A 21,247-nucleotide genomic window follows, 5' to 3' on the forward strand; every position below is an offset into this window, starting at 1 on the left:
TCTTACTAGCATTAACCAAAGCTAACTATTTTTTTTAGTAAAATGTACATCCATCTGAGGATAAGGGATCGAAATGCCTGCTTTATCAAATTCTAACTTCACTGTTTCTAATAAATCTGCTCGAACTGTCCAATAATCCGATGAGTTCACCCATGGCCGAACCATAAAGTTGACAGAAGAATCAGCAAGCTCTAAAACGGCAATATTGCACTCTGGTTCTTTTAGAATTCGAGAATCCTCAGCAATGATTTGTGACAATATTTGCTTCGCCTGCAAAAGGTCACTTTCGTAACCAATGCCAAAAACCAAATCAACTCTTCTGGTTTGCTGTTGGGAGTAATTAACTATAGGAGAGTTCCAAATTTGAGAGTTTGGAATAAGCACAACTTTGTTATCAGGGGTATTTAGCACGGTATAAAAAAGCTCAATTTTCTTTATTGTTCCCGCCTGCCCAGCGGTCTCAATATAATGACCCGATCTAAACGGCCTCAAAACAGAAATAAGAACTCCAGATGCAAGATTTGCTAACGAGTTCTTGAGAGCTAATGCAATGGCTAAACCTGATGCACCTATTACGGTGAGAAACGTTGAAGTTTGCACTCCTAAGTTAGAAAGAGCCGTAATAAAACTTAAAATGACGATAACTGCAAAAGCCACGTCAGCTAAAAAGTTACCAATTGCAGCATCAATATTGCGCTTGTTGTTATAAGCAATTAGTTTATTTTTTAAAAACTTAGCGACCTTAAAACCCACATAAAGGATAAATAAGGCAACCAAAACATTACCGGAAAAGCTTAATATTTTCTCATAGTTATTTTCAAACCATGAAGTTAAATGCCCCATAAGCCATACCTTCTAATCTTTATACTCTACCCATAAACAATTCATAGTTTCTGAATAATTGTATTTTGAGCCAAGGAAAACTAATCTGGGAAAAATAGCATTAATGGCGTTAGCAAAAATGTGACGAGGTAGACGAAAAGTAATAGAAAGCAAAAAGCCGCTCAATTGAACGGCTTTTCTGAATGATGGCGGAGGAGCAGGGATTTGAACCCTGGAACGGGATAAACCGTTGCCGGTTTTCAAGACCGGTGCATTCGACCACTCTGCCACCCCTCCGAACGACGTGAATAATAAGGATTTGAGTTCACCATGTAAACCTAAAATTGGAGATTTGAATTTGAATGATGCCTAAACCATCAATTCTTTTAAAAATTAAGCGCCCAAGCGTCCAAATAATGAATTTGTGTTACTATCTTTGTACTTTTAAATAGCTGCAAACTAGTATGACGCCAAATAAACTCACAATCCAACAACTTGCTCCTGACTTTCCCATAGATATCGATAAATTACCAAATGCTTTACCTCAAAGTTTATTGTTAGGACAAGAAAGGCTAACTAATACTTTTCAGCTAAGTAACAAATTAACTGAACAACATTTGTTTATTGCCGATTTCATAGGCATTGAACGAGAGATGTTAATTGATGGGTTACACCAAACCATCAAAGCACCCCAAGATCAGTTTCTAGCGGCTAGTAAAAATGAAGATAATGAAATATCGCTTCTATGGCACCCTGCTCCAGCTAAAGAAAAAATCGGTGTTCTTGCCAATAAAGATAAAAGCCACTGCTACTTAAGTGGTGTGATCAAACGGTCTGATTTAATTGGAACAACTAAGAACAACAATGGCACTATAAATTACCAACCCGGTGCATTAGCCAAATACCACACTGTATATATCTGCATTGAGTCGATCGTAGAGCGTGAGGGATTATGGAAACTATTGCTCGATATAATTAATGATGGTTATTATCGCGCCAACCATTCATTAGAAAAAGTGCCATTAGCAACGAAGATTGTCCTAGTAGGCTCTATCAGTTATTACACATATTTAAAAAACAGTGATCATCGCTTTTCACGTCATTTTCCGCTGCTTGCTGAGTTAAATAGTGAAATTGATATAACTGAACATTCTGAATATGACTATCTTGTTTGGTTAAAACAACTCAACCCTACCCTAAAGCAAATAACAAAAAACGGCTACCAGCAACTACTAAGTTACTCATCATCTCTGGTTGAACACCAACAACGTTTATCACTTTCGATGTCAGAAATGAAACACTTGTTAGCTCAAGCCGCTGCATTAACGACAAAATCAGATATAGATAAAGACTCTATCAGCAAGGCCATAGCTCAGAAGAATGAGCGTCATAACCTCTCAGAAGTTTATTCGGCCCAAAACTTTGACGATAAATTTATTAAACTCCCGACCAAAGGGAAAATGACTGGGCAAGTTAATGGCTTAACTGTTATTGATACTGGCGATTACAGCTATGGAGAGCCAGCAAGAATTACATGTACGGCTCACTATGGTGACGGTGAAGTTGCTGATATTGAGAGAAAATCAGAACTGGGTGGTAACATACATGCAAAAGGCATGATGATTCTTTCATCTTGCCTATATCGTATTTTTGGACGTGATGCACCACTGCACCTCAATGCCAATATTGTATTTGAGCAATCATATCAAGAAATTGATGGTGACAGCGCTTCGGTTGCTGAATATTGCTGTTTACTCTCTGCAATTAGTGAATTACCTATAAACCAAAGTCTAGCGGTTACTGGCGCACTTGATCAATTTGGCCATGTTCAAGCTATTGGCGGTGTAAACGAAAAAATCACTGGATTTTTCAACTTATGTCAACGCCGAGGCCTCACAGGCGAGCAAGGAGTTATCATTCCTGCTACTAATGTTCTTCAGCTTAATCTCGAGCCAAAAATTATTCAGGCCGTAGAAGACAAAAAGTTTCATATTTATCAAGTTGAACATGTTGATGAAGTAATTGAACTGCTATTGCAACAAGTTGTAGGTAAAGCTGATGATAACAACCGATTCCCAACCGAAACCGTTTATGGAAAGGTACAGGTCAGACTAGATGAGTTAGCAGGTGAATTTGTTGAAGAAAGAACCTTATTTCAAAGAATTCTAGGCAGATTAGGTTTGATTTAGCGCAAATTATTATCACTATCTAGCTGATCGGAGTTGTTTAGCGTACACCTGTTCGCTAATCTTGCTGCACATTCAAAAAAGATAGTTACTAAAATGACAAAGCCAAGCAGTTTCACAAAAGAAGAATTAATAGCCTGTGGGCACGGTGATCTATTTGGAGCAGACTCTCCAAGGTTGCCAGTTAAGAATATGCTGATGATCGACCGTATTACTGAGATTAATAGTGATGGTGGCGAGTATGGTAAGGGTGAAATCATAGCAGAGCTTGATATTAACCCTGATCTTTGGTTTTTTGGATGCCATTTTGTTACTGACCCAGTAATGCCGGGCTGTTTAGGCCTTGACGCTATGTGGCAGCTTGTTGGCTTTTTCCTTGGCTATGAAGGTGCTGAAGGTAAAGGTCGTGCTCTAGGCGTTGGTGAAGTGAAGTTTACTGGACAGGTACTTCCAGAAGCCAAAAAGGTAACTTACAAGCTTAATATTAAACGTAAAATCAACCGTAAGCTGATAATGGGCATTGCAGACGCAACACTAGAAGTTGACGGCCGTGAAATCTACACTGCTACTGATTTAAAAGTTGGAATTTTCAAAGACACTTCTACTTTCTAAAGATAACTCTTTGAAATTATGAAAAAAGCCCTCAAACTTGAGGGCTTAATATTATTACTTCATTGGCAAATAAGTGAATCTCTCATCGACTCCTTCTCGCCAACCACCTAGCCATTGACTCCTTGACTCTAAACTCATATAAGGGCATTGCTCTTTAGATTTACCACCCATTCCAGCTTGATATCCTTTTGAAAAAGCTCGGTCAAGTTTATCTCGTTTCCTTCTTTTCATAATCTTCGTCCTCACGGCTGTATAAACAAAGCAGATTTATTTTTATACAGCACAGTAAATACGTTTTATTCCAAGTAGCGCTTGAATATTTTGGTTATTTTGCACTGCATTAACAAAGAACAAGAGAGAAAAGAGAAAAGTAACAGTGCTACTTTAGAAATAAAGGGTTTGTTTCCGAAATGCAAGAACTTTTTGATTAATTATTAACCTATAATTAACAATTATTTTGCAACATGTTGATTATTAGGGGTTTTAAAATGATAAAAAAACTCACTGAATTACAGAGTATTTTAGTGGTATTTTGCATTTCTTCATACTTGTACTTATCCGTTTTTGCACATGCAGCAATAGATTTAGCCGCTACACTCACCGTCATAAAAGTTGAATCTTCAGGTAATAGAGAGCACAAAATACATACTCTTGATCAGTTAAAAGGTAAATTGATTTCCCACGAAATTATATTTGATCATCCTGTTTATAGAGACAAGCGGAAATATAAGGCATTCAAATTTGTAGATGTTATCGAAATCTATGGTGGGCTACCTAAAAGCACAAAGAATATCGTGTTTTCATCTCTTGATGGTTATAACACATCTTTAGATGTATCAGATTTTGCAAAACACTCGAATGCATGGCTAGCTTATGAAGATCTTACCTCGAAAGATGGTAATACTTTTGAATTATTCGAGCGAGCCGGAAAATCGTATAATCCAGCCCCTTTCTACTTTTTATGGACAAACCCAAAAACATACCATGACATCATTAAGTGGCCATTTGCGATTAAAACAATCACATTTGAATCAGGCGACGACCCTTATGTTGCTATAGCACCAAAACCAGAATCATCGACATCCGTAATCTCAGGTTATAAAATATTTAGTAAAAATTGCATATTCTGCCACTCGATCAATTTAATTGGTGGCAAAATTGGACCTGAATTAAATATTCCTATGAATATCACTGAATATCGCAATGATTCATTTTTAAGAGCTTGGATTCGAGATCCGAAAGCTTTCCGACTGCGAAATAAAATGTTGAGTGGATTTGATTTTAACAAGCAACAAATGGATGAGTTACTGAGTTATTTGCGATACATGAAAGACCATAAAGACTTTAGCCAAGCTAAAAAAAAGAGTGAGCATTAAGCTCACTCCCCTTTCACAAATTGACTTATTAGAACTTACGTCTTCTTAAAAACGCTAGTGGTAACGCCAAAAGCCATAACAACATACCTGCTGCACCTTTTCGTTCGTAAGGCTTCTCACCTGGTACGTCTGAAAAGTCACAAGCCTTTGCGCCAGTACCAGCTAGTTTTAGCACAACCATTCGGGGTATAGAAGCCGTTACAGGCTGTCCAAGTGCGTTTAGTTCAAACAGCGGCTTTTTACTATCTGGATCAACGACAGGCTTACCATCTTTATCAATTTGATAACGAGGTTTAGTAATAGTAGCTGTACCTACAATCGTACCATCATCATTAATACTGTTAGCTTCAACGATTTCAATCTGAGTTGAATAAGATAATTTCTTACCTGAACCGTCTTCAACTTCAACTTGATGACGTTTCCAAGAATCTCCATCAGGTTCATAACCTTTGGATTGACAAGTCAGTAAGTTATTTAAGTTATGAAATTTGGTCTCATCTTTTGAGTCCATTTCAAATAAGAAGCCCGCACGAGGACGTACTTGAGTCTTACTAAAGTCAGTTTCGATACTACCAACAACTTGGTTATTGTTATTGATATCCCTAGGTGCACTGGTTAAATCCGTTAAACGATCTTTAAAATCATTTGGGACCACAACTTTATCACCAGCAACTTTAGTATCGTAGTAAAAGAATTTACTGCGAATACGTCCTTCGATAAAGGCGCTATAAGAACCAACTAGAATTCCCGCATTATTGATAGCGTATGCGATGGAATTTCTGTCATCTTTTTCACTAACATTCGGGACATGTTGATACTGATATTTTCCATCTGCGTCTTTTTTCCAATAAGCCGCATCGTATCTTAGGTTCTTTTTATCGCCACCACGATATGTATCAGAACGCCCAACAATTACGCCATCATTGTTAACACCAACAGCTTGTGCTTGGAAAATAGCCTTAGAGTCGCTATCGGGAGTTAAACCAAGAGGTAAATCAATCGAAGTTACCGTATTATCGTCCTTCAATTGCCATGCATGAGCTCTAACTTGATAAGCTGGCAATGGTCTTGCGCCAAACTGTAAATCTTGAACACACACTTCAACTGGCTCTTTGGCATCAGATTTTAAACAATTATCCAGATTACCTTTACTTGAATCAGCGATATCTGTACTGGCATACCCGACAACCAAATTACTATCATTTATCGCCGTTGCAGTTGATAAGCCACCAACCTCTGCTGTTTTATTGTCAGAATTTTTATAAGTATGATAAGGAGGAACCAGTGGTATTTCTACATCACCTTTCTTAATTACACCGCGATTCTCATAATCTCGAAAGTACCAGAACTTTTGATCTTTGTTCTTATCGTTTCTTTCACCAGTAAAAGGTAACGTTTTTTGAGTTCCGCTCATACTACCGACTTGAATACCAGCAGCATTAATCCCAAATAATTGGCTATTGATTGAATTAGTATTATCAGGCGTACCTGGCGCTTTTGCTCCATTGAATGATTCAAAGATTGGCACCCAATCTTTATTATCAGGAGTATTATCTGATGAAGAAAATGCGTAATTGTTTCCTTCGATTTCCTTATCAGTACTCAGAGTAATTCTTACTGAAGATGAAATACCATCGGCACTATCTACAATATCAGTGTCCACGTCATCAGGTTTTAGTACCTTACGACCTAATGCAACACCGACTAATTGGTCATTATTATTAACCGCTTGTGCGTAGCCATTACGGGTGTTAGGTAAGGTTCCATTCCCCTCACCTACAAAATCATATTCTTGTTTATCTAAATTGATAATTTCATAAACTGGTGCAGCAACGGCGTTTCCTAACGCTCCCAACACGCCTACTGCTACAGCAGACAGTGCGATTTTACGGCTTAACTTCATTTAATTATTCCTGTTTCACCCAGTTACTTTATAGCGACTCTAGTTCTTCCCAACGCTCAAAGTAGACTTCTAATTGTTGTTCTTTCTCCGCGAGCTGAGCCAGTTTTTCATTAACTGAATCTTGCGGTTGGCTGTAAAAATCGGCTTGATTTACCAATTCTTGTAATTGCTCTATATCTTGCTCAAGTTGCTCCATTTTAGCCGGAAGCTCTTTCAACTCAAGTTGTAGCTTATAACTTATCTTTTTTGCTGGTTTTTTAACGGTTTCAACCGGCTTTGCTTTTGTTTCAACTTGGGGTTGGACAACGGTTTTGTCTTCAGGTTCCTCACGAAAGAATTTTGCTCCTTGAGAAACAGCGTCATTATAGCCACCAACGAACTCTGACCAATGACCATTACCAGCAAACCACCAACTTGAGGTTACCGTATTATCAATAAATTCTCTATCGTGACTTACGATAAGTAAAGTACCTGTAAAATCAGCCAGTAACGACTCTAGCAATTCTAGGGTCTCAATATCAAGATCATTCGTTGGTTCATCAAGCACGATAAGGTTGGCTGGACGTAAAAGTAGTCTCGCTAACAATAATCGATTTTTTTCACCACCAGAAAGTGCCTTAACGGGTGTTCGTGCTCTTGCTGGCGAAAACAAAAAGTCTTGAAGATAACTCAGAATGTGCCTGTCTTTACCATTAATCGTTACCGTAGACTTACCATCACCCACGTTTTCTTCTACTGTTTTTTCAGGATCAAGGGCTTCACGATATTGATCAAAGTAAGCGACTTCTAATTTTGTGCCGCAATGAACGCTGCCAGATTGAGGCTGTATTTGCTCTAATAGCAACTTGATTAACGTTGACTTTCCGCAACCGTTAGGACCAAGCAAAGCAATACGATCACCACGCATAACACGAGTGTTGAAGTTCTTCACCAAGTTTTTATCAGGAAGATTGTAGTTAACGTCTTTAGCTTCAAAGACTAACTTTCCTGAACGCTCAGCATCAGAAACCGCCATTGCAACATTGCCTTGGCGATTAATACGCTCTTTACGATCCATACGAAGTGCTTTTAATGCACGAACGCGCCCTTCATTACGAGTTCTACGAGCTTTAACGCCCTGCCTTATCCACGCTTCTTCTTCTGCCAGCTTTTTATCAAATTGCGCGTTTTTCTCTTCTTCTACTCGCAACCATTCTTGCTTGCCATCAAGATATTTCTGATAACTTCCTGGCCATGATGTAACGACACCACGATCTAAATCGACAATTCGCGTCGCCATACGTTGAATAAAGCCACGGTCGTGAGAAATAAAAACAATTGCGCCTTTAAATCCAACGAGGAATTGCTCCAGCCATTCAATGGTATCAATATCTAAATGGTTGGTTGGTTCATCAAGCAGTAATAGATCTGGATCACATGCTAAGGCTCTAGCCAGCGCCACTTTACGCTGCCAACCACCCGAAAGCTCTGCCAGTGGCCTATCGGGATCTAATTTAAGCATTTGGCACAATTGATTAATACGTGCGTCTAATTGCCAGCCATTATTATGTTCAAGTTTTTCTTGGACGGTTTGCATTTTCTTTAACAAACGTTCCATCTGAGCTTCATCGGCATTGCCAAGCTGAATCGAAAGCTCGTGATGCTGCTCCAGCATATCGCCAATTTCAGCGACTCCAGCTGCGATATAAGCATAAACTTTCCCTTCGGCTGACTTTGGCGGGTCTTGCTGTAATCGGCTTACTTTGACATCGTTGGCGATATTAAATTCACCATCATCCAATAACACATCACCAGAAAGCACTTTTAATAAGCTAGATTTTCCGGCTCCGTTACGACCAACAATACACACACGCTCGCCTGCTTCGATAGTGAAATCGGCATTTTTTAGTAATGGAGTATAACCATAGGCTAATGAACCATTATTGATACGAACCAGACTCAATTTATGCTCCTATAAATTCTTCAATATCTTGTGGCTCAAAAGGCCAACCTAGCTCTTCTTGGTTATGGTTATTCATCAATACTGGAATACGAATACCATAACGTTCAGCGAGTACTTCATTATCACAAATATCTACCATTTCAAATGGTAGCTTGAGTGATACTAATTGAGCTTCAGCCATTTCACACAAATGACAACCATCTGTGTGAAACAAAGTGAGTGACTTGCTTTGTTTATCCACGAGTTAACATCCAAACATTATGAATGTGAGGATTACGTTTGAAATCTTGTGGAAGCAATTTAGCGTCTAGGTTTTGAACCTTGATACCCATTTTCTCAAACATCGCAATATCCATTTTAAACTTGCGCTTATTGTTCGAGAAAATAATCTGCCCTTGTGGGCTTAACATCTTAAATAGCTTACTGAGCATATCAACATGATCACGTTGTACGTCAAATGAATCTTCCATACGTTTTGAGTTAGAGAAAGTAGGAGGATCAATGAAGATAAGATCGTATTCACCTTTACCTTGCTCTATCCACTGTAAGCAATCTGCTTGCTCAAAATGATATTGCTTGCCAAATAATGAATTTAAAGCAAAGTTATCCTTCGCCCAATTCAAATAGGTATTTGACATATCAAGCGTCGTCACAGACTTGGCACCACCTAGAGCTGCATGCACAGATGCTGAGCCAGTGTAAGCAAATAAATTAAGTACACGTTTATCTTTCGACTGCTCACCAACAAACTTACGAGTTAAACGATGATCAAGGAAAAGACCCGTATCTAAATAACCAGACAAGTTAAGCTTGAACTGAGCACCATACTCAACGGTTGTTAATTCAACCTTTTCTTTTTGTAGCTTATTGTATTGATTCGTGCCCTTTTGACGTTCACGGGTTTTCACAACAATCTTATCAGGATGAACATCAACAATATGCGGTAATACTAATAGGATGTCACTGATACGTCGCTTAGTCACTGACTCAGGAATAGTCGCTGGCGCAGCGTATTCTTGTACCACGATATAATCAACATAACGGTCAATGGCTACATTGTATTCAGGGATATCAGCATCATAAAGGCGGTAACTGTCGATGTCTTCTTTCTTTGCCCACTTAGTTAGCTGTTTAATATTTTTCTTCAAACGATTACTAAAATCAGGCGCAACATTACTAAAATCAGCTGCATGTGTTTCAACTTCACGGCGAGTACTATTGGCATAAAGGCTATAAAGGTTAAAACCACATTCAATGGCACCGTTATACATTTTAAGCTGCTTATCGGCTTTAAGCTTAAGCGCAGAAAGTAATTCAATCTCACTACACAACATGGCAACTTTCCAGTCACCAAAGTTTTGTTTTAGATGAGCGCCAATTTGATAATAGAGTTGAAGAAGGTTCGTTTTAGTCCCTAAACGTTCACCATAAGGTGGGTTGGTCACTAAAGTTCCCGTTTCAACTGGAGGCATCGTTTCAAGCGCATCAGCTTGAGTAAATTCGATTAAACTACTCACTCCAGCGCTCTTGGCATTGCGCTTAGCAATACTTAATACTCTTGAATCAGAATCTGATCCAAAGAATTTAATTGAACAGCGATTAATACCACGAGATGCTCTTGCTTCTGCTTCTTTTAAAATGCTGTCCCACATTTCTTCTTTATGGCGACGCCAATGTTTAAATCCGAAGTGGAAACGATTTAATGCTGGTGCGACATCTGATGCAATCATTGCTGCTTCAATCAAAATCGTGCCACTACCACAAAATGGATCCAGTAAATCAGTAGGTTCATTTGACCATCCGCTTCTCGCAAGCATATTGGCCGCTAAACTTTCTTTTAATGGTGCAGCGCCAGTATTGTCACGGTAACCACGTTGATGTAACGCAGGACCAGAAAAATTAATACCAATGGTCAAATTGCCACGACGAAAATGGGCATCAATACGAAAATCAGCGTGACTACGAGCTACGTCTGGGCGTACTTCGCCATCGTCACGAAAACGATCCACGACTGCATCTTTGATCTTTAACGCACCGAACTGGGTATTTTTGATAAAACCACCCGTCCCGTGAAAATCGATACTAAAGGTACTGCTATTAGAAAAGTGACTTGGCCAATCAATACAATAAGCAGAGTCATAAAGCTCTTCTGGATTGTTACATGGCACTTTTTGCAAAATGAGTACGATTCGGCTGGCTAATCGACTCCATAAAGTAATGCGATAGCCAAGCTCTAAATCCGCAGAGAAATAAACCCCTGCAACACTTTCTTTAACGTCAGTAGCGCCTAGCTGAGTTAACTCTTGAGCTAAGCTATATTCAAAGCCTCGTGGGGCCGCTGCAAAAAATTCAAACATGTGGTACTTCAACACCATAAAATAATGCCAAACATTATACCTGCTCAATCATTTAAAACATAAAGAGTTAATAAGAAAATCGGTAGTTAAGGCTAAATTTGAATAATTTTCAGAAAAGAAAGTCAGATTGCACCATTTTTAAGCAAGCGATTCATATTTATGAAATACCCCTTGCAACGTAACGACCACATCGTTATAGTCCACCCCGCTTTAGAGACGGACGCGGGATGGAGCAGCATGGTAGCTCGTCGGGCTCATAACCCGAAGGTCGTCGGTTCAAATCCGGCTCCCGCAACCAATTGAAGTTTTATTGAAACTGATAATGGTATGTTGGTCTCAGAGCAATGATACAGTCGCGGGATGGAGCAGCATGGTAGCTCGTCGGGCTCATAACCCGAAGGTCGTCGGTTCAAATCCGGCTCCCGCAACCAATTTAATTAAAAAAATTAAATGAGTATCATTAGAAAATAATCAGTCGCGGGATGGAGCAGCATGGTAGCTCGTCGGGCTCATAACCCGAAGGTCGTCGGTTCAAATCCGGCTCCCGCAACCAATTATTTTCAATATATATTTATAATCAGTCGCGGGATGGAGCAGCATGGTAGCTCGTCGGGCTCATAACCCGAAGGTCGTCGGTTCAAATCCGGCTCCCGCAACCAATTATTTTTAATATATATTTACAATCAGTCGCGGGATGGAGCAGCATGGTAGCTCGTCGGGCTCATAACCCGAAGGTCGTCGGTTCAAATCCGGCTCCCGCAACCAATTGTTTAAAAAAAATCGTATTCAACATCCGGACGCGGGATGGAGCAGCATGGTAGCTCGTCGGGCTCATAACCCGAAGGTCGTCGGTTCAAATCCGGCTCCCGCAACCACTCCCTTTTATATATTCCTTATTTAAGTCTCTTCACTCTGAATTCATTTTTTAAAATATTTTAAGCAATAGTTTCTATCAGCGAATATCACTATTTCTGAGTTTTAGATTTATCTAGAACACTCATTGCACCCTTTGGATCTCGTTTCATCGATTTAATACACTCTACTCTACGAAAACGAAGTGCAGACCAATCTTCATCGATAGCAACTTGACGAGCACCTTCAAAACCCATTTCCCAATAGACTCCCACCCCGAATCACAACTAATGGTACTCTGATATTTTTTAGAAGGCTTTTTGGGATAAGCTAGCCAGATAATAGGATCTTTTTCAGTATACTCATTCAAAAATTTAGACAAACTGATAACGGACTCTTCGTCTGTTACAAAAAAAACACAATTTCTTTCTCGAATGAAGATGGTGCCTTAGTAATAAGAATTTCAGGTTGGTTCTATAAGTTATAGTTTTTTCCAGATCCCAATCATACGGTGTTTTTCAAGTTTACTCATATAATCAGGAGTCTAATCAAATTTAACTTAAAAAAATAGCCACAGAAAAGTGGCTATAGCATGACATCAAGTGGATGTTAATTATTCGCTTGATGCTCTTTTGTGAGCTGGTTCATTTTAGGTAATAGAGCCAATGAGATTAAAGTACAAACCACTGCCGCGATTCCTAGCTTGGTAAATAAATCAGTGTAAATTGGTAAAGATTGCAACGGGTCGGTAAGGTTTTTAGGTACACTAGCATAATTAGCGACAATACCTCCAAGATACTGTGAACTGCCTGAAGCCACAAAATAAGCTCCCATCATAAATCCAGCCATTCGTGCTGGAGCATAACGAGCAATCATTGCGAGTCCTAATCCTGACACTAATAATTCACCTAATGAATATGCACCATAACCCCAAATCATAACCCAAGAGGTTGTCTTACCATTTACGGCATATTGTCCTGCGAAACCAAAAATAAAGAAACCCAATGCGACAACAACAAAGCCAAGCATAAATTTGACCGCTATTGGGAAATTGATATTTTTCTGATGCACCCAGTTATACAACCAGGCAAGTATTGGGCTAAGCAGCATTATCCAAATAGGATTCAGCGCCATAAATTGTGCAGGTTGCCATGTCCATAATTTGTAACCAAACAAGTAAAAGTTCGCATCAACATTTCGCAAAGCGAATAGAGCCAGTGAAGTCGACATTTGCTGATAAAACACAAAGAAAAACACTGTTTGGACCGTAAGAATCAAGGCTACAATTAAACCGGCTTTTTCTTTGTGATCACTCTTTGAGATCAAGTAGATGAAAATACCTAAAATGACCGTGATGGCGCCGTATACAAATAAACGCGCTAATGTTTCGTAATTTAAAATATAAGCCGATGCAACAACGGTTACACACGACATAGCTAAAACAGCAAGTAATTTCATTACGTTAAGCGGCTTTTGATCAGGTTCTGAACCATATAGTTGTAATGAAGGTTTCATTGCGAAGTATTGTGCTAAACCAATGATCAATCCGACACATGACACACTAAAAGCACCGTGCCAACCTATATCAACACCATATTTTTTAGATAAGATCTCTTTAATGAGAGGTGAAAGCAGCATCGAAACCGTAGAGCCAACATTAACCGCCATATAATAAATAGTGAACGCACTATCAATTTTTGAGTCATCACCATGGTAAATCATACGTACAATATTACCGGCGTTAGGCTTAAATAAACCATTACCAACAACAATAACGCCAAGAGAATAAAAGAGAAACCAAGTATTCGATGTAGGGATAGTCATTAGGCCATAACCCAAACTTAGTATAATGGCCCCTAAGGTCATGGTTCGTTTAGTACCTAATATTCTGTCACCTACCCAACCACCGATAGCTGGTGATACATAGATAAGTGCTGCTGCTGCGCTCCAAACTAAATTGGCACGCGTATCTTCAAAGCCTAAGCGTTGGATCATAAAATAAATGATTAACGCCTGCATTCCGTAGAAACCAAAGCGTTCCCACACTTCGATTAAACATATTGTGGCAAAAGAACGGGTTTTACTTACAGGTTGCTGATTACTCTCTGACATTGGCATTATACCTCAGTAACTTAACCATAATGTTGATACTGCTTTGAATCCAGATAATCGTTGAAGCATCACTGAATCTAAATGACAACATAGGCTCTCCTAACCTGATATTACATTATGTGAAAGGGAACTAGATTAAATTAAGTAAATTGAATGAGGGCTGAAACAAAAAGAGAAATTTCGTAAGCGACTGAATATAAAGCAAATAATTTTATAAAAGGAATTAAAGAAGATTAATTGAAGTAAATGCAGCAGCTAGGGAACTTTTATAAATACTATTAGGCTGCTGCAGTATGTTTTTGGGCTTGAAGTGGTGACAAACGGTCATTCATAACTTTAATAACATCAAACTGTTTTAGAGTTTTTTTATCAGAAACGGCACATTCAGCTGATAAAACCATGACACAAGTAGACTGTAGCCCAGCGTCAACGGCTAATACTAATAGCTTCTCATTGTTCATTTCAGTTCTTAGTGTAAAAACTTTACCGTTTTCACTAAACACACAGGTACTACTTGGCTTAAAAAACCAAGACTTTGGCATTTGTGACTGTAACATGAAGTGTGCTGCGGTTGCATTCAGCACTATTTGAACTAAACCAGCATCTGATGTCTTAAGTGCCTTCTGTAGTCTGTCTATTAGATCTAGATAGAACTTAGCATGTTTTACATCAAATTTAACATCCATTAGCGCATCCGGTATCAATTGCTTTTTATAATAAGGTGTTAAAAATTCAACCTCATCACCAAGCAAGACACTTAATACTTCATGTTGATCATTATATTTCCACTGCCAATCCCTTTTTGGCATAAATAACATAATAATTACCTAATGGTTAATATACGAGAACATATTAGTCTAAATTTTATTCAGTTTCAAAACTTTATTTTTATTTATATGAGAAAAAATTAAACTTTAAAATTGCGATCAAACAGATCTAGTTTGATCGCAATTTTATATTTAGATCAAAAATAAGATCATATTAAATACTTGATCTATATCTTTTTACTATATCGGCAATTAATGGAGGACCTTGATATATAAATCCGGAATAAATTTGAACTAAACTTGCTCCTGCTTGAATTTTAGCCATCGCATCATGTCCTGATGAGATACCACCTACTCCAATAATAGGCATGGTCCCATTCAAAGCGACTGCAAGCTTTTGGACTATTAAGGTTGAGGCATCAGTCAGAGGCTTACCACTTAGTCCCCCACTTTCATTTCCATTATTTAAACCTTCGACACCATTTCTTGATAAAGTCGTATTTGTTGCGATCACAGCATCAAATTTATTTTTGATCAATGAATTAGCAATTTGATTAATTTCTTGATCATCAAGATCTGGTGCAATTTTTAAAGCTAAAGGTACATACTTATGATATTTATTTTCGAGCTCAGATTGTTTTTCTTTTAAAGAAAATAATAAATCATCCAATAATTCACCAAACTGTAACGATCGTAGATCAGGTGTATTCGGTGACGAAATATTCACTGTAATATAAGAAGCATACGGATAAACTTTTTCCATACAAATCAAATAATCATCTTTTCCATTCTCTACTGGAGTATCTTTATTCTTACCAATATTCACGCCAACAATAATATCAGACTTTACAGCCATCAAATTTTTGACTAAATAATCAACACCATGGTTATTAAATCCCATTCGGTTAATTATTGCTTCCGCTTCTTCAATTCTAAACAACCTCGGCTTATCGTTACCTGGTTGTGGCCTAGGTGTAACAGTACCAACCTCGACGAACCCAAAGCCCATAGCTGCAAACGCATCAATAGCTTCACCGTTTTTGTCTAAACCTGCCGCCAAGCCAACAGGGTTAGGAAAACTAAGCCCCATAACGTCTACAGGAGCAGACTGTAAGCTCTGACTATAGAAGCAGCTTAGTGGGCTGTTAGCTGTATTCTTTAACGAGCTTAATGCTAAGTCATGCGCTTTTTCAGCATCCATATTGAACATGAACTTTTTAGCTAAATTGTAAATCATAGGGTTTCCTCAGCCAAAAAAAGCCCCGGCGATCGCCAGGGCTATTATTGTTTTTATTTATTATTTACTACCTTCACATTGCAGCACTAGGAGACTTAACTCTCTTAACGCTACAGAGAACTTCGCAAATTCGTGGCCTTGCGAACTCTTGAAATCAGCCAACATGTGATTCCAACGCTCAAGTAATTTTTGATGTCCATCTATCCAAGCGGTGATAATAGTATCAGCTTCACACTCATTATCACAACCAAGCAATACTGCTGACGTTAACGAACGCTGCTGCCAATCAAGCTCTTCACGATAAGCAGCTCTTGCTAGTGCTTGCCAGTGGTTTGTTACAGGCTGATTAGTAATTTGTACTAAGAACCAATGCAACTCTAAGCGAGCGCCTAATCTGAAGTATGTTTCACAAATCAAGGCTAACGGCTTATCGTTAGTATCAGCAATTTGAGCAATATCTAAACCAGAGAACACAGTGCTTAAGTAAGCAATGTTCTTCGCAACTTCAACTGGCACATTCTCCGCCATAAGTGAATTAACATCATCAGATAGCTCTTTAACTTCAGCTTCAGTCATGTAGTTATTAATGTTTGCACGTAAATCATCAACAACAGGCTTAAAGAACTCAATAGTTTGCTGAATGCTTTGGCTACGGTTACGGTGACGTAGGAACCAACGACATGCGCGACGTAAGTTACGACGCAACTGATGTAGCATTTCACCTTGAACAATTGCAGGAATAACGAAATTTAACTCGTCGATCTGTTTGATCAGTTCATTAAGGCCAAATGCTTCACTGGCGATCGTATAACAAATACCAATTTCAGCAACAGAAGCACCGGTTTCATCTTGCATACGCTGAACAAAGTTCAGCCCCATGTTATTTACAAGCTCGTTAGCCAATGAAGTTGCGATGATTTCACCACGCAGAGGGTGAGCCGTCATCTTTTCAGTATATTGCTCTTGCAGCTTTTTAGGGAAATAAGCAACCAGCAATTTACTGAGTAACTCGTCTTCAGTGATTTCAGGCGTTACCAACTGCTCTTTCAACACCATCTTAGCGTAGGCTACAAGTACAGAAAGCTCTGGACGGGTTAAAGACTTCCCTGCAGCAAGACGCTCAGAAAGCTCATCTTCTGTCGGTAAGAATTCTAATGCTCTGTCTAACTTACCTTCTTTTTCTAGGTAATGAATAAAGCGAATTTGCTCTTTAAGCTGCTCAACTCCACGTACTTGGGTGACTGTGATAGAACGGGTCTGATCTTGACAGTCCTGAAGTACGATTTCACTTACTTCTTCGGTCATTTCTTCAAGAACACGGTTACGTTGTTTAACCGTTAACTCACCATCCGCAACTAAAGAGTTAAGTAGGATTTTGATGTTTACTTCGTTATCCGAGCAGTCTACACCACCCACATTATCAACGAAGTCGGTGTTCATACGACCACCATTAGCCGTATATTCGATACGACCAAGCTGAGTACAACCTAAGTTACCACCCTCGCCGATTACCTTGGCACGAACTTCATCACCATTTACACGAATCGCATCATTTGCACGATCACCCACTTCTGCATGAGTTTCTTTAGTCGCTTTTACGTAAGTACCGATACCACCGTTCCAAATTAGGTCAACTGGCATCTTAAGTAGTGACTTAAGTAGCTCGTTTGGCGTCATGCAGGTCTTTGTTGTATCCAACATTTGCTGCATTTCAGCAGACAGTGGAATTGATTTCGCGTGACGAGAGAAAATGCCACCACCTTTTGAAATCAACTCAGCGTTGTAATCTTCCCAAGTAGAACGAGGAAGGTTGAACAAACGCTCACGCTCTACATAGCTCGTCTCAGAATCCGGGGTTGGATCGATAAAGATATGCATATGGTTGAACGCCGCTTGCAAGCGAATGTGGCGAGACAGCAACATACCGTTACCAAATACATCACCAGCCATATCACCTACTGCAACACAAGTGAAGTCGGTAGTTTGGCAGTCGACACCAAACTCACGGAAGTGACGTTTAACAGATTCCCATGCACCACGGGCTGTAATACCCATTTTTTTGTGGTCATAACCGTTAGAACCACCAGAAGCAAAGGCATCACCTAACCAGAAGTTATATTCTTCAGAGATTGAGTTAGCGATATCGGAGAAAGTAGCTGTACCTTTATCGGCAGCAACGACTAAATATGGATCATCTTCATCATGACGAACAACGTCAGCTGGAGGAACAATGTCACCATTCACAATGTTATCAGTGATATCGAGTAGACCACGGATAAACATACGGTAACAAGCTTGCCCTTCAGCAAAGAATGCATCACGCTCAGATGGAAGCTGCTTACATACGAAGCCACCTTTAGCACCAACAGGTACAATTACGGTGTTTTTAACTTGCTGTGCTTTAACAAGACCTAATACCTCAGTACGGAAGTCTTCACGACGGTCTGACCAACGTAAACCACCACGAGCAACTTTACCACCACGTAGGTGAACGCCTTCTATACGAGTTGAATAAACGAAGATTTCATAATGAGGTAAAGGCTTTGGCATTTCTGGGATCAAGTTTGGCTCAAACTTGAACGAAATATAATCTTTTGGCTGCCCGTCTTTTTCTTGGTAGAAGTTAGTACGAAGAGTCGCATTAATTAAGTCTAAATAACGACGAATAATACGGTCATCATCCAAGCTCGAAACTTCATCCAAACGTAAGTTGATTTGTTCAACAAACTTATCAAGAGTACGAGTTTTCAACTTAGGGTTGAACTTACGGATGAACATTTTCACCAATAGTTCAGCAATAAACGGATAGCGAGTGAACGTTTCTTCAATGTAAGACTGAGAGAAAGTTGCATCGATTTGACGCATATACTTAGCATACGCACGTACAACAGAAACTTCACGACCATTTAAGTTAGAAGAAAGTACTAAGCGGTTAAAACCATCGTCTTCTAATTTCTTCTTCCACACCTGTGCTAATGCATCTTGGAAGCGATCTTGGCTATCGGCTAGATTTTCAGTCGCCGCGCCTTGAACTGTCATTAGGAAGTCAAGGATCCAGTAAGTTGCACCATCTGTTGTTTTAACTTCGTATGGACGCTCGTTAATAACACGCAGACCGAAGTTTTCAAGCATTGGCAACACATCAGAAAGATGAATTGGTTCATCTTTGTGGAACAGCTTTAAACGTACTTTATTGTCATTCAGTGCCGCTTCTTGAGGCTGATAGAACAACATACCAAGCTGATTTTCAGCAGAAAGTGCTTCTAGTAGTTGTAGATCAACTACAGCTGAACTAGGAAGTACATCTTCCTTATAGCTTGGTTGAAATGCATTTAAATAACGCTTATTTAAAGCATTGCCCTGCTCTTCACCTAAAGAACCATTTAATGCCGCTTGTAATTTATCTTCCCATGAGCGAGCTGCCTCGATGAGGTTTCTTTCAATTGCTGCCACGTTGACATCCATATTGTTGTTATCAACTTTAACGATATAATGTGTTCTCGCTAACGTTGATTCAGAGAAGTAGGTAGTAAATTGTACTTCTTCTTTACTTTTCAGATGTTGAGCCAAGATGCGTTGAGTATCTTGACGCAATTTAGTGTTATATCTGTCTTTTGATACATAGACCATGCAAGACAAGAAGCGACCAAAGCCGTCTTTACGAACGAATAGCTTAAGTTTATCTCTGTCTTGCATTTCAAGAACACCCTGAGCCACTGAAGCAAGTTCAGCTTCACGCGCTTGAATAATTTCATCACGTGGAAGGTTCTCAAGAATGTTTAGAAGATTTTTATAGTCATGTGAACGAGGAACCAGACCAGAGCTTTTAAGCACTCGAGTTACTTTCTCATTCAACATTGGGATTTCGCGAGGGCTACGGTTATATAACGTAGAAGCGTACAGACCAATAAATCTATCTTCACCAATCACTTTACCTGATTCGTCGTAACGTTTAATTCCGACGTAATCAATATAAGCTGGGCGGTGAACACGACTCTTGCTATTGGTTTTAGTAAGGATCAGCAGTTTATCATCAAGTGCTTCTTTACGTGCAGCTTCAGAGAAAGTAGAAAGCAAAAGGCCTTTTGGCTTTTCTTGACCAGGCTTGTTCATTAAACCAAGACTTGAATCCATTTCTGCGGTTAGTTCTAAATCACCTTGAACTGCACTTAAGGTATAACGGCGATATCCAAGCAGAGTAAACTGATGGTTTTTGAGATAGTCTAAGAAACGAACCGCTTCATCTAAATCTGGCTTGCTTCCCGGATATGGTCTAGTCGGCAATTCTTTAATAATGCTGTCTAATTTATTAGTCATTGGCTGCCAATCTTTTACAGCCGCCTCAACATCAATTAGAACTGTCTCAATTTCTTTTTTCAGAGCAAGAATTTCTTGTTCACTTGTTTGGCTATCAATTTCAATTAAGAATACCGCGATTTTTTCGTTATTTTCGTTGTTTGAATCAATTTGACTGATATCACGTACAACTTTTTCACCACGTTCGATTGCCAAAGGCGTGTGAAGCATCATATGAACAGTAATATCCATACGATTTAAAAGCATACCTACCGAATCAACCAAAAATGGCATATCAGGTAGAATGATTTCGATAATAGAATGAGTAGATTGCCAGCCGTGCTTTGACTGGTTCGGATTAAACACTCGTAAATGAGTATCTCCAACAGAAGTCTTGTTAAGAGCATTCCACAAACTTAGAACTGCACCGTATAGATCACTATCGTTACGGGCATGCAAATCGTCTTTAGACATGTGGGCATAAAGGTGATTGGCAAACTGTTCAACTTGTTTCGCTTGTGAATGAGGGACTTTGGAGTGAATCAAACTGATTACATTTTCAAGTAATACTGAAGGCATTGCATCTTTCAAAGCCATTTTGCTGTTTCCTTAGGCGTCTATGGCAGCGCTTTATTATGATTAGGATGCGGAAAAAAAATCCGAAGTAAATCATCTTTACTTAATGGCGAAGTTTATTACTTATTGCGACACATTTCGAGGAAAATTTGTGATGAAGGTACACTAAGATTAGGGTTATTTGTGGAGTGGATCACAAGTTTTGAGCA

At 39.1% G+C, this 21,247-nt stretch carries 14 protein-coding genes and 7 tRNA genes; 9 read left to right on the forward strand and 12 right to left on the reverse strand.

All coding sequences use genetic code 11. The features are described 5' to 3' along the window. Positions 1–21 precede the first annotated feature (21 nt). Positions 22–843 carry a mechanosensitive ion channel family protein gene (locus AC1EU0_RS09085; protein ID WP_480302087.1) on the reverse strand — a complete coding sequence of 274 codons (822 nt, stop codon included), beginning with the start codon at positions 841–843 and terminating at the stop codon, positions 22–24. 186 nt (positions 844–1,029) lie between these two features. Then, positions 1,030–1,119: transfer RNA gene (locus AC1EU0_RS09090), tRNA-Ser, on the reverse strand. A 167-nt stretch (positions 1,120–1,286) separates the two neighbouring features. Between AC1EU0_RS09090 and AC1EU0_RS09095 the strand changes: the two genes are divergently transcribed. Then, entirely contained in the window at positions 1,287–3,011 is a 1,725-nt protein-coding gene (locus AC1EU0_RS09095) for a S16 family serine protease (RefSeq protein WP_480302088.1), read from the forward strand. A gap of 93 nt (positions 3,012–3,104) precedes the next feature. Further along, a complete protein-coding gene (gene fabA, locus AC1EU0_RS09100) occupies positions 3,105–3,620 on the forward strand; it encodes a bifunctional 3-hydroxydecanoyl-ACP dehydratase/trans-2-decenoyl-ACP isomerase (protein WP_480302089.1) in 516 nt (171 codons plus the stop codon). Positions 3,621–3,674: 54 nt separating this feature from the next. Here the strand turns inward: fabA and rmf are convergent, their stop codons facing one another. Next, positions 3,675–3,851 carry a ribosome modulation factor gene (gene rmf, locus AC1EU0_RS09105; protein WP_480302090.1) on the reverse strand — a complete coding sequence of 59 codons (177 nt, stop codon included), beginning with the start codon at positions 3,849–3,851 and terminating at the stop codon, positions 3,675–3,677. A gap of 257 nt (positions 3,852–4,108) precedes the next feature. Between rmf and AC1EU0_RS09110 the strand changes: the two genes are divergently transcribed. Continuing rightward, a complete protein-coding gene (locus AC1EU0_RS09110; protein WP_480302091.1) occupies positions 4,109–4,996 on the forward strand; it encodes a c-type cytochrome in 888 nt (295 codons plus the stop codon). A 28-nt stretch (positions 4,997–5,024) separates the two neighbouring features. Here AC1EU0_RS09110 and AC1EU0_RS09115 read toward each other — a convergent pair whose 3' ends face one another. Genes AC1EU0_RS09115 through rlmKL form a run of 4 tightly spaced genes read right to left on the reverse strand, consistent with a single transcriptional unit; the run spans position 5,025 to position 11,198 of the window. Beyond that, entirely contained in the window at positions 5,025–6,899 is a 1,875-nt protein-coding gene (locus tag AC1EU0_RS09115; RefSeq protein WP_480302092.1) for a DUF3466 family protein, read from the reverse strand. Between the two features lie 28 nt (positions 6,900–6,927). Then, entirely contained in the window at positions 6,928–8,841 is a 1,914-nt protein-coding gene (locus tag AC1EU0_RS09120; protein ID WP_480302093.1) for an ABC transporter ATP-binding protein, read from the reverse strand. 1 nt (position 8,842) lies between these two features. Beyond that, positions 8,843–9,082 (reverse strand): glutaredoxin family protein, encoded by a 240-nt coding sequence (locus AC1EU0_RS09125; RefSeq protein WP_480302094.1) that lies wholly within the window; start codon positions 9,080–9,082, stop codon positions 8,843–8,845. Beyond that, a complete protein-coding gene (gene rlmKL, locus AC1EU0_RS09130; protein ID WP_480302095.1) occupies positions 9,075–11,198 on the reverse strand; it encodes a bifunctional 23S rRNA (guanine(2069)-N(7))-methyltransferase RlmK/23S rRNA (guanine(2445)-N(2))-methyltransferase RlmL in 2,124 nt (707 codons plus the stop codon). Before rlmKL ends, AC1EU0_RS09125 begins: the two co-directional genes overlap by 8 nt. A gap of 221 nt (positions 11,199–11,419) precedes the next feature. Between rlmKL and AC1EU0_RS09135 the strand changes: the two genes are divergently transcribed. From AC1EU0_RS09135 to AC1EU0_RS09160, 6 genes are all read left to right on the forward strand, one after another. Further along, positions 11,420–11,496 (forward strand) — tRNA-Met (locus tag AC1EU0_RS09135). A gap of 56 nt (positions 11,497–11,552) precedes the next feature. Beyond that, positions 11,553–11,629: transfer RNA gene (locus AC1EU0_RS09140), tRNA-Met, on the forward strand. Between the two features lie 45 nt (positions 11,630–11,674). Next, positions 11,675–11,751, forward strand: a tRNA-Met gene (locus AC1EU0_RS09145). A gap of 29 nt (positions 11,752–11,780) precedes the next feature. Then, positions 11,781–11,857, forward strand: a tRNA-Met gene (locus AC1EU0_RS09150). A 29-nt stretch (positions 11,858–11,886) separates the two neighbouring features. Then, positions 11,887–11,963: transfer RNA gene (locus AC1EU0_RS09155), tRNA-Met, on the forward strand. A 33-nt stretch (positions 11,964–11,996) separates the two neighbouring features. Beyond that, positions 11,997–12,073 (forward strand) — tRNA-Met (locus AC1EU0_RS09160). A gap of 90 nt (positions 12,074–12,163) precedes the next feature. Here AC1EU0_RS09160 and AC1EU0_RS09165 read toward each other — a convergent pair. From AC1EU0_RS09165 to AC1EU0_RS09185, 5 genes are all read right to left on the reverse strand, one after another. Further along, complete coding sequence (locus AC1EU0_RS09165) at positions 12,164–12,307, reverse strand: hypothetical protein (RefSeq protein WP_480302096.1); 144 nt, start codon at positions 12,305–12,307, stop codon at positions 12,164–12,166. Between the two features lie 352 nt (positions 12,308–12,659). After that, positions 12,660–14,162 carry a peptide MFS transporter gene (locus AC1EU0_RS09170; RefSeq protein WP_480302097.1) on the reverse strand — a complete coding sequence of 501 codons (1,503 nt, stop codon included), beginning with the start codon at positions 14,160–14,162 and terminating at the stop codon, positions 12,660–12,662. Between the two features lie 278 nt (positions 14,163–14,440). Continuing rightward, a complete protein-coding gene (locus AC1EU0_RS09175; RefSeq protein ID WP_480302098.1) occupies positions 14,441–14,980 on the reverse strand; it encodes a cell division protein ZapC in 540 nt (179 codons plus the stop codon). Positions 14,981–15,143: 163 nt separating this feature from the next. Further along, the gene (gene pyrD / locus AC1EU0_RS09180) at positions 15,144–16,166 is read right to left on the reverse strand and encodes a quinone-dependent dihydroorotate dehydrogenase (RefSeq protein ID WP_480302099.1); all 1,023 of its coding nucleotides are present in this window, start codon (positions 16,164–16,166) and stop codon (positions 15,144–15,146) included. A gap of 60 nt (positions 16,167–16,226) precedes the next feature. After that, positions 16,227–21,059, reverse strand: coding sequence for an NAD-glutamate dehydrogenase (locus AC1EU0_RS09185; protein ID WP_480302100.1), 4,833 nt, complete (start codon positions 21,057–21,059; stop codon positions 16,227–16,229). Between the last annotated feature and the right edge of the window lie 188 nt (positions 21,060–21,247).

Source organism: Parashewanella sp. 2210YD4-3, from assembly GCF_056591735.1.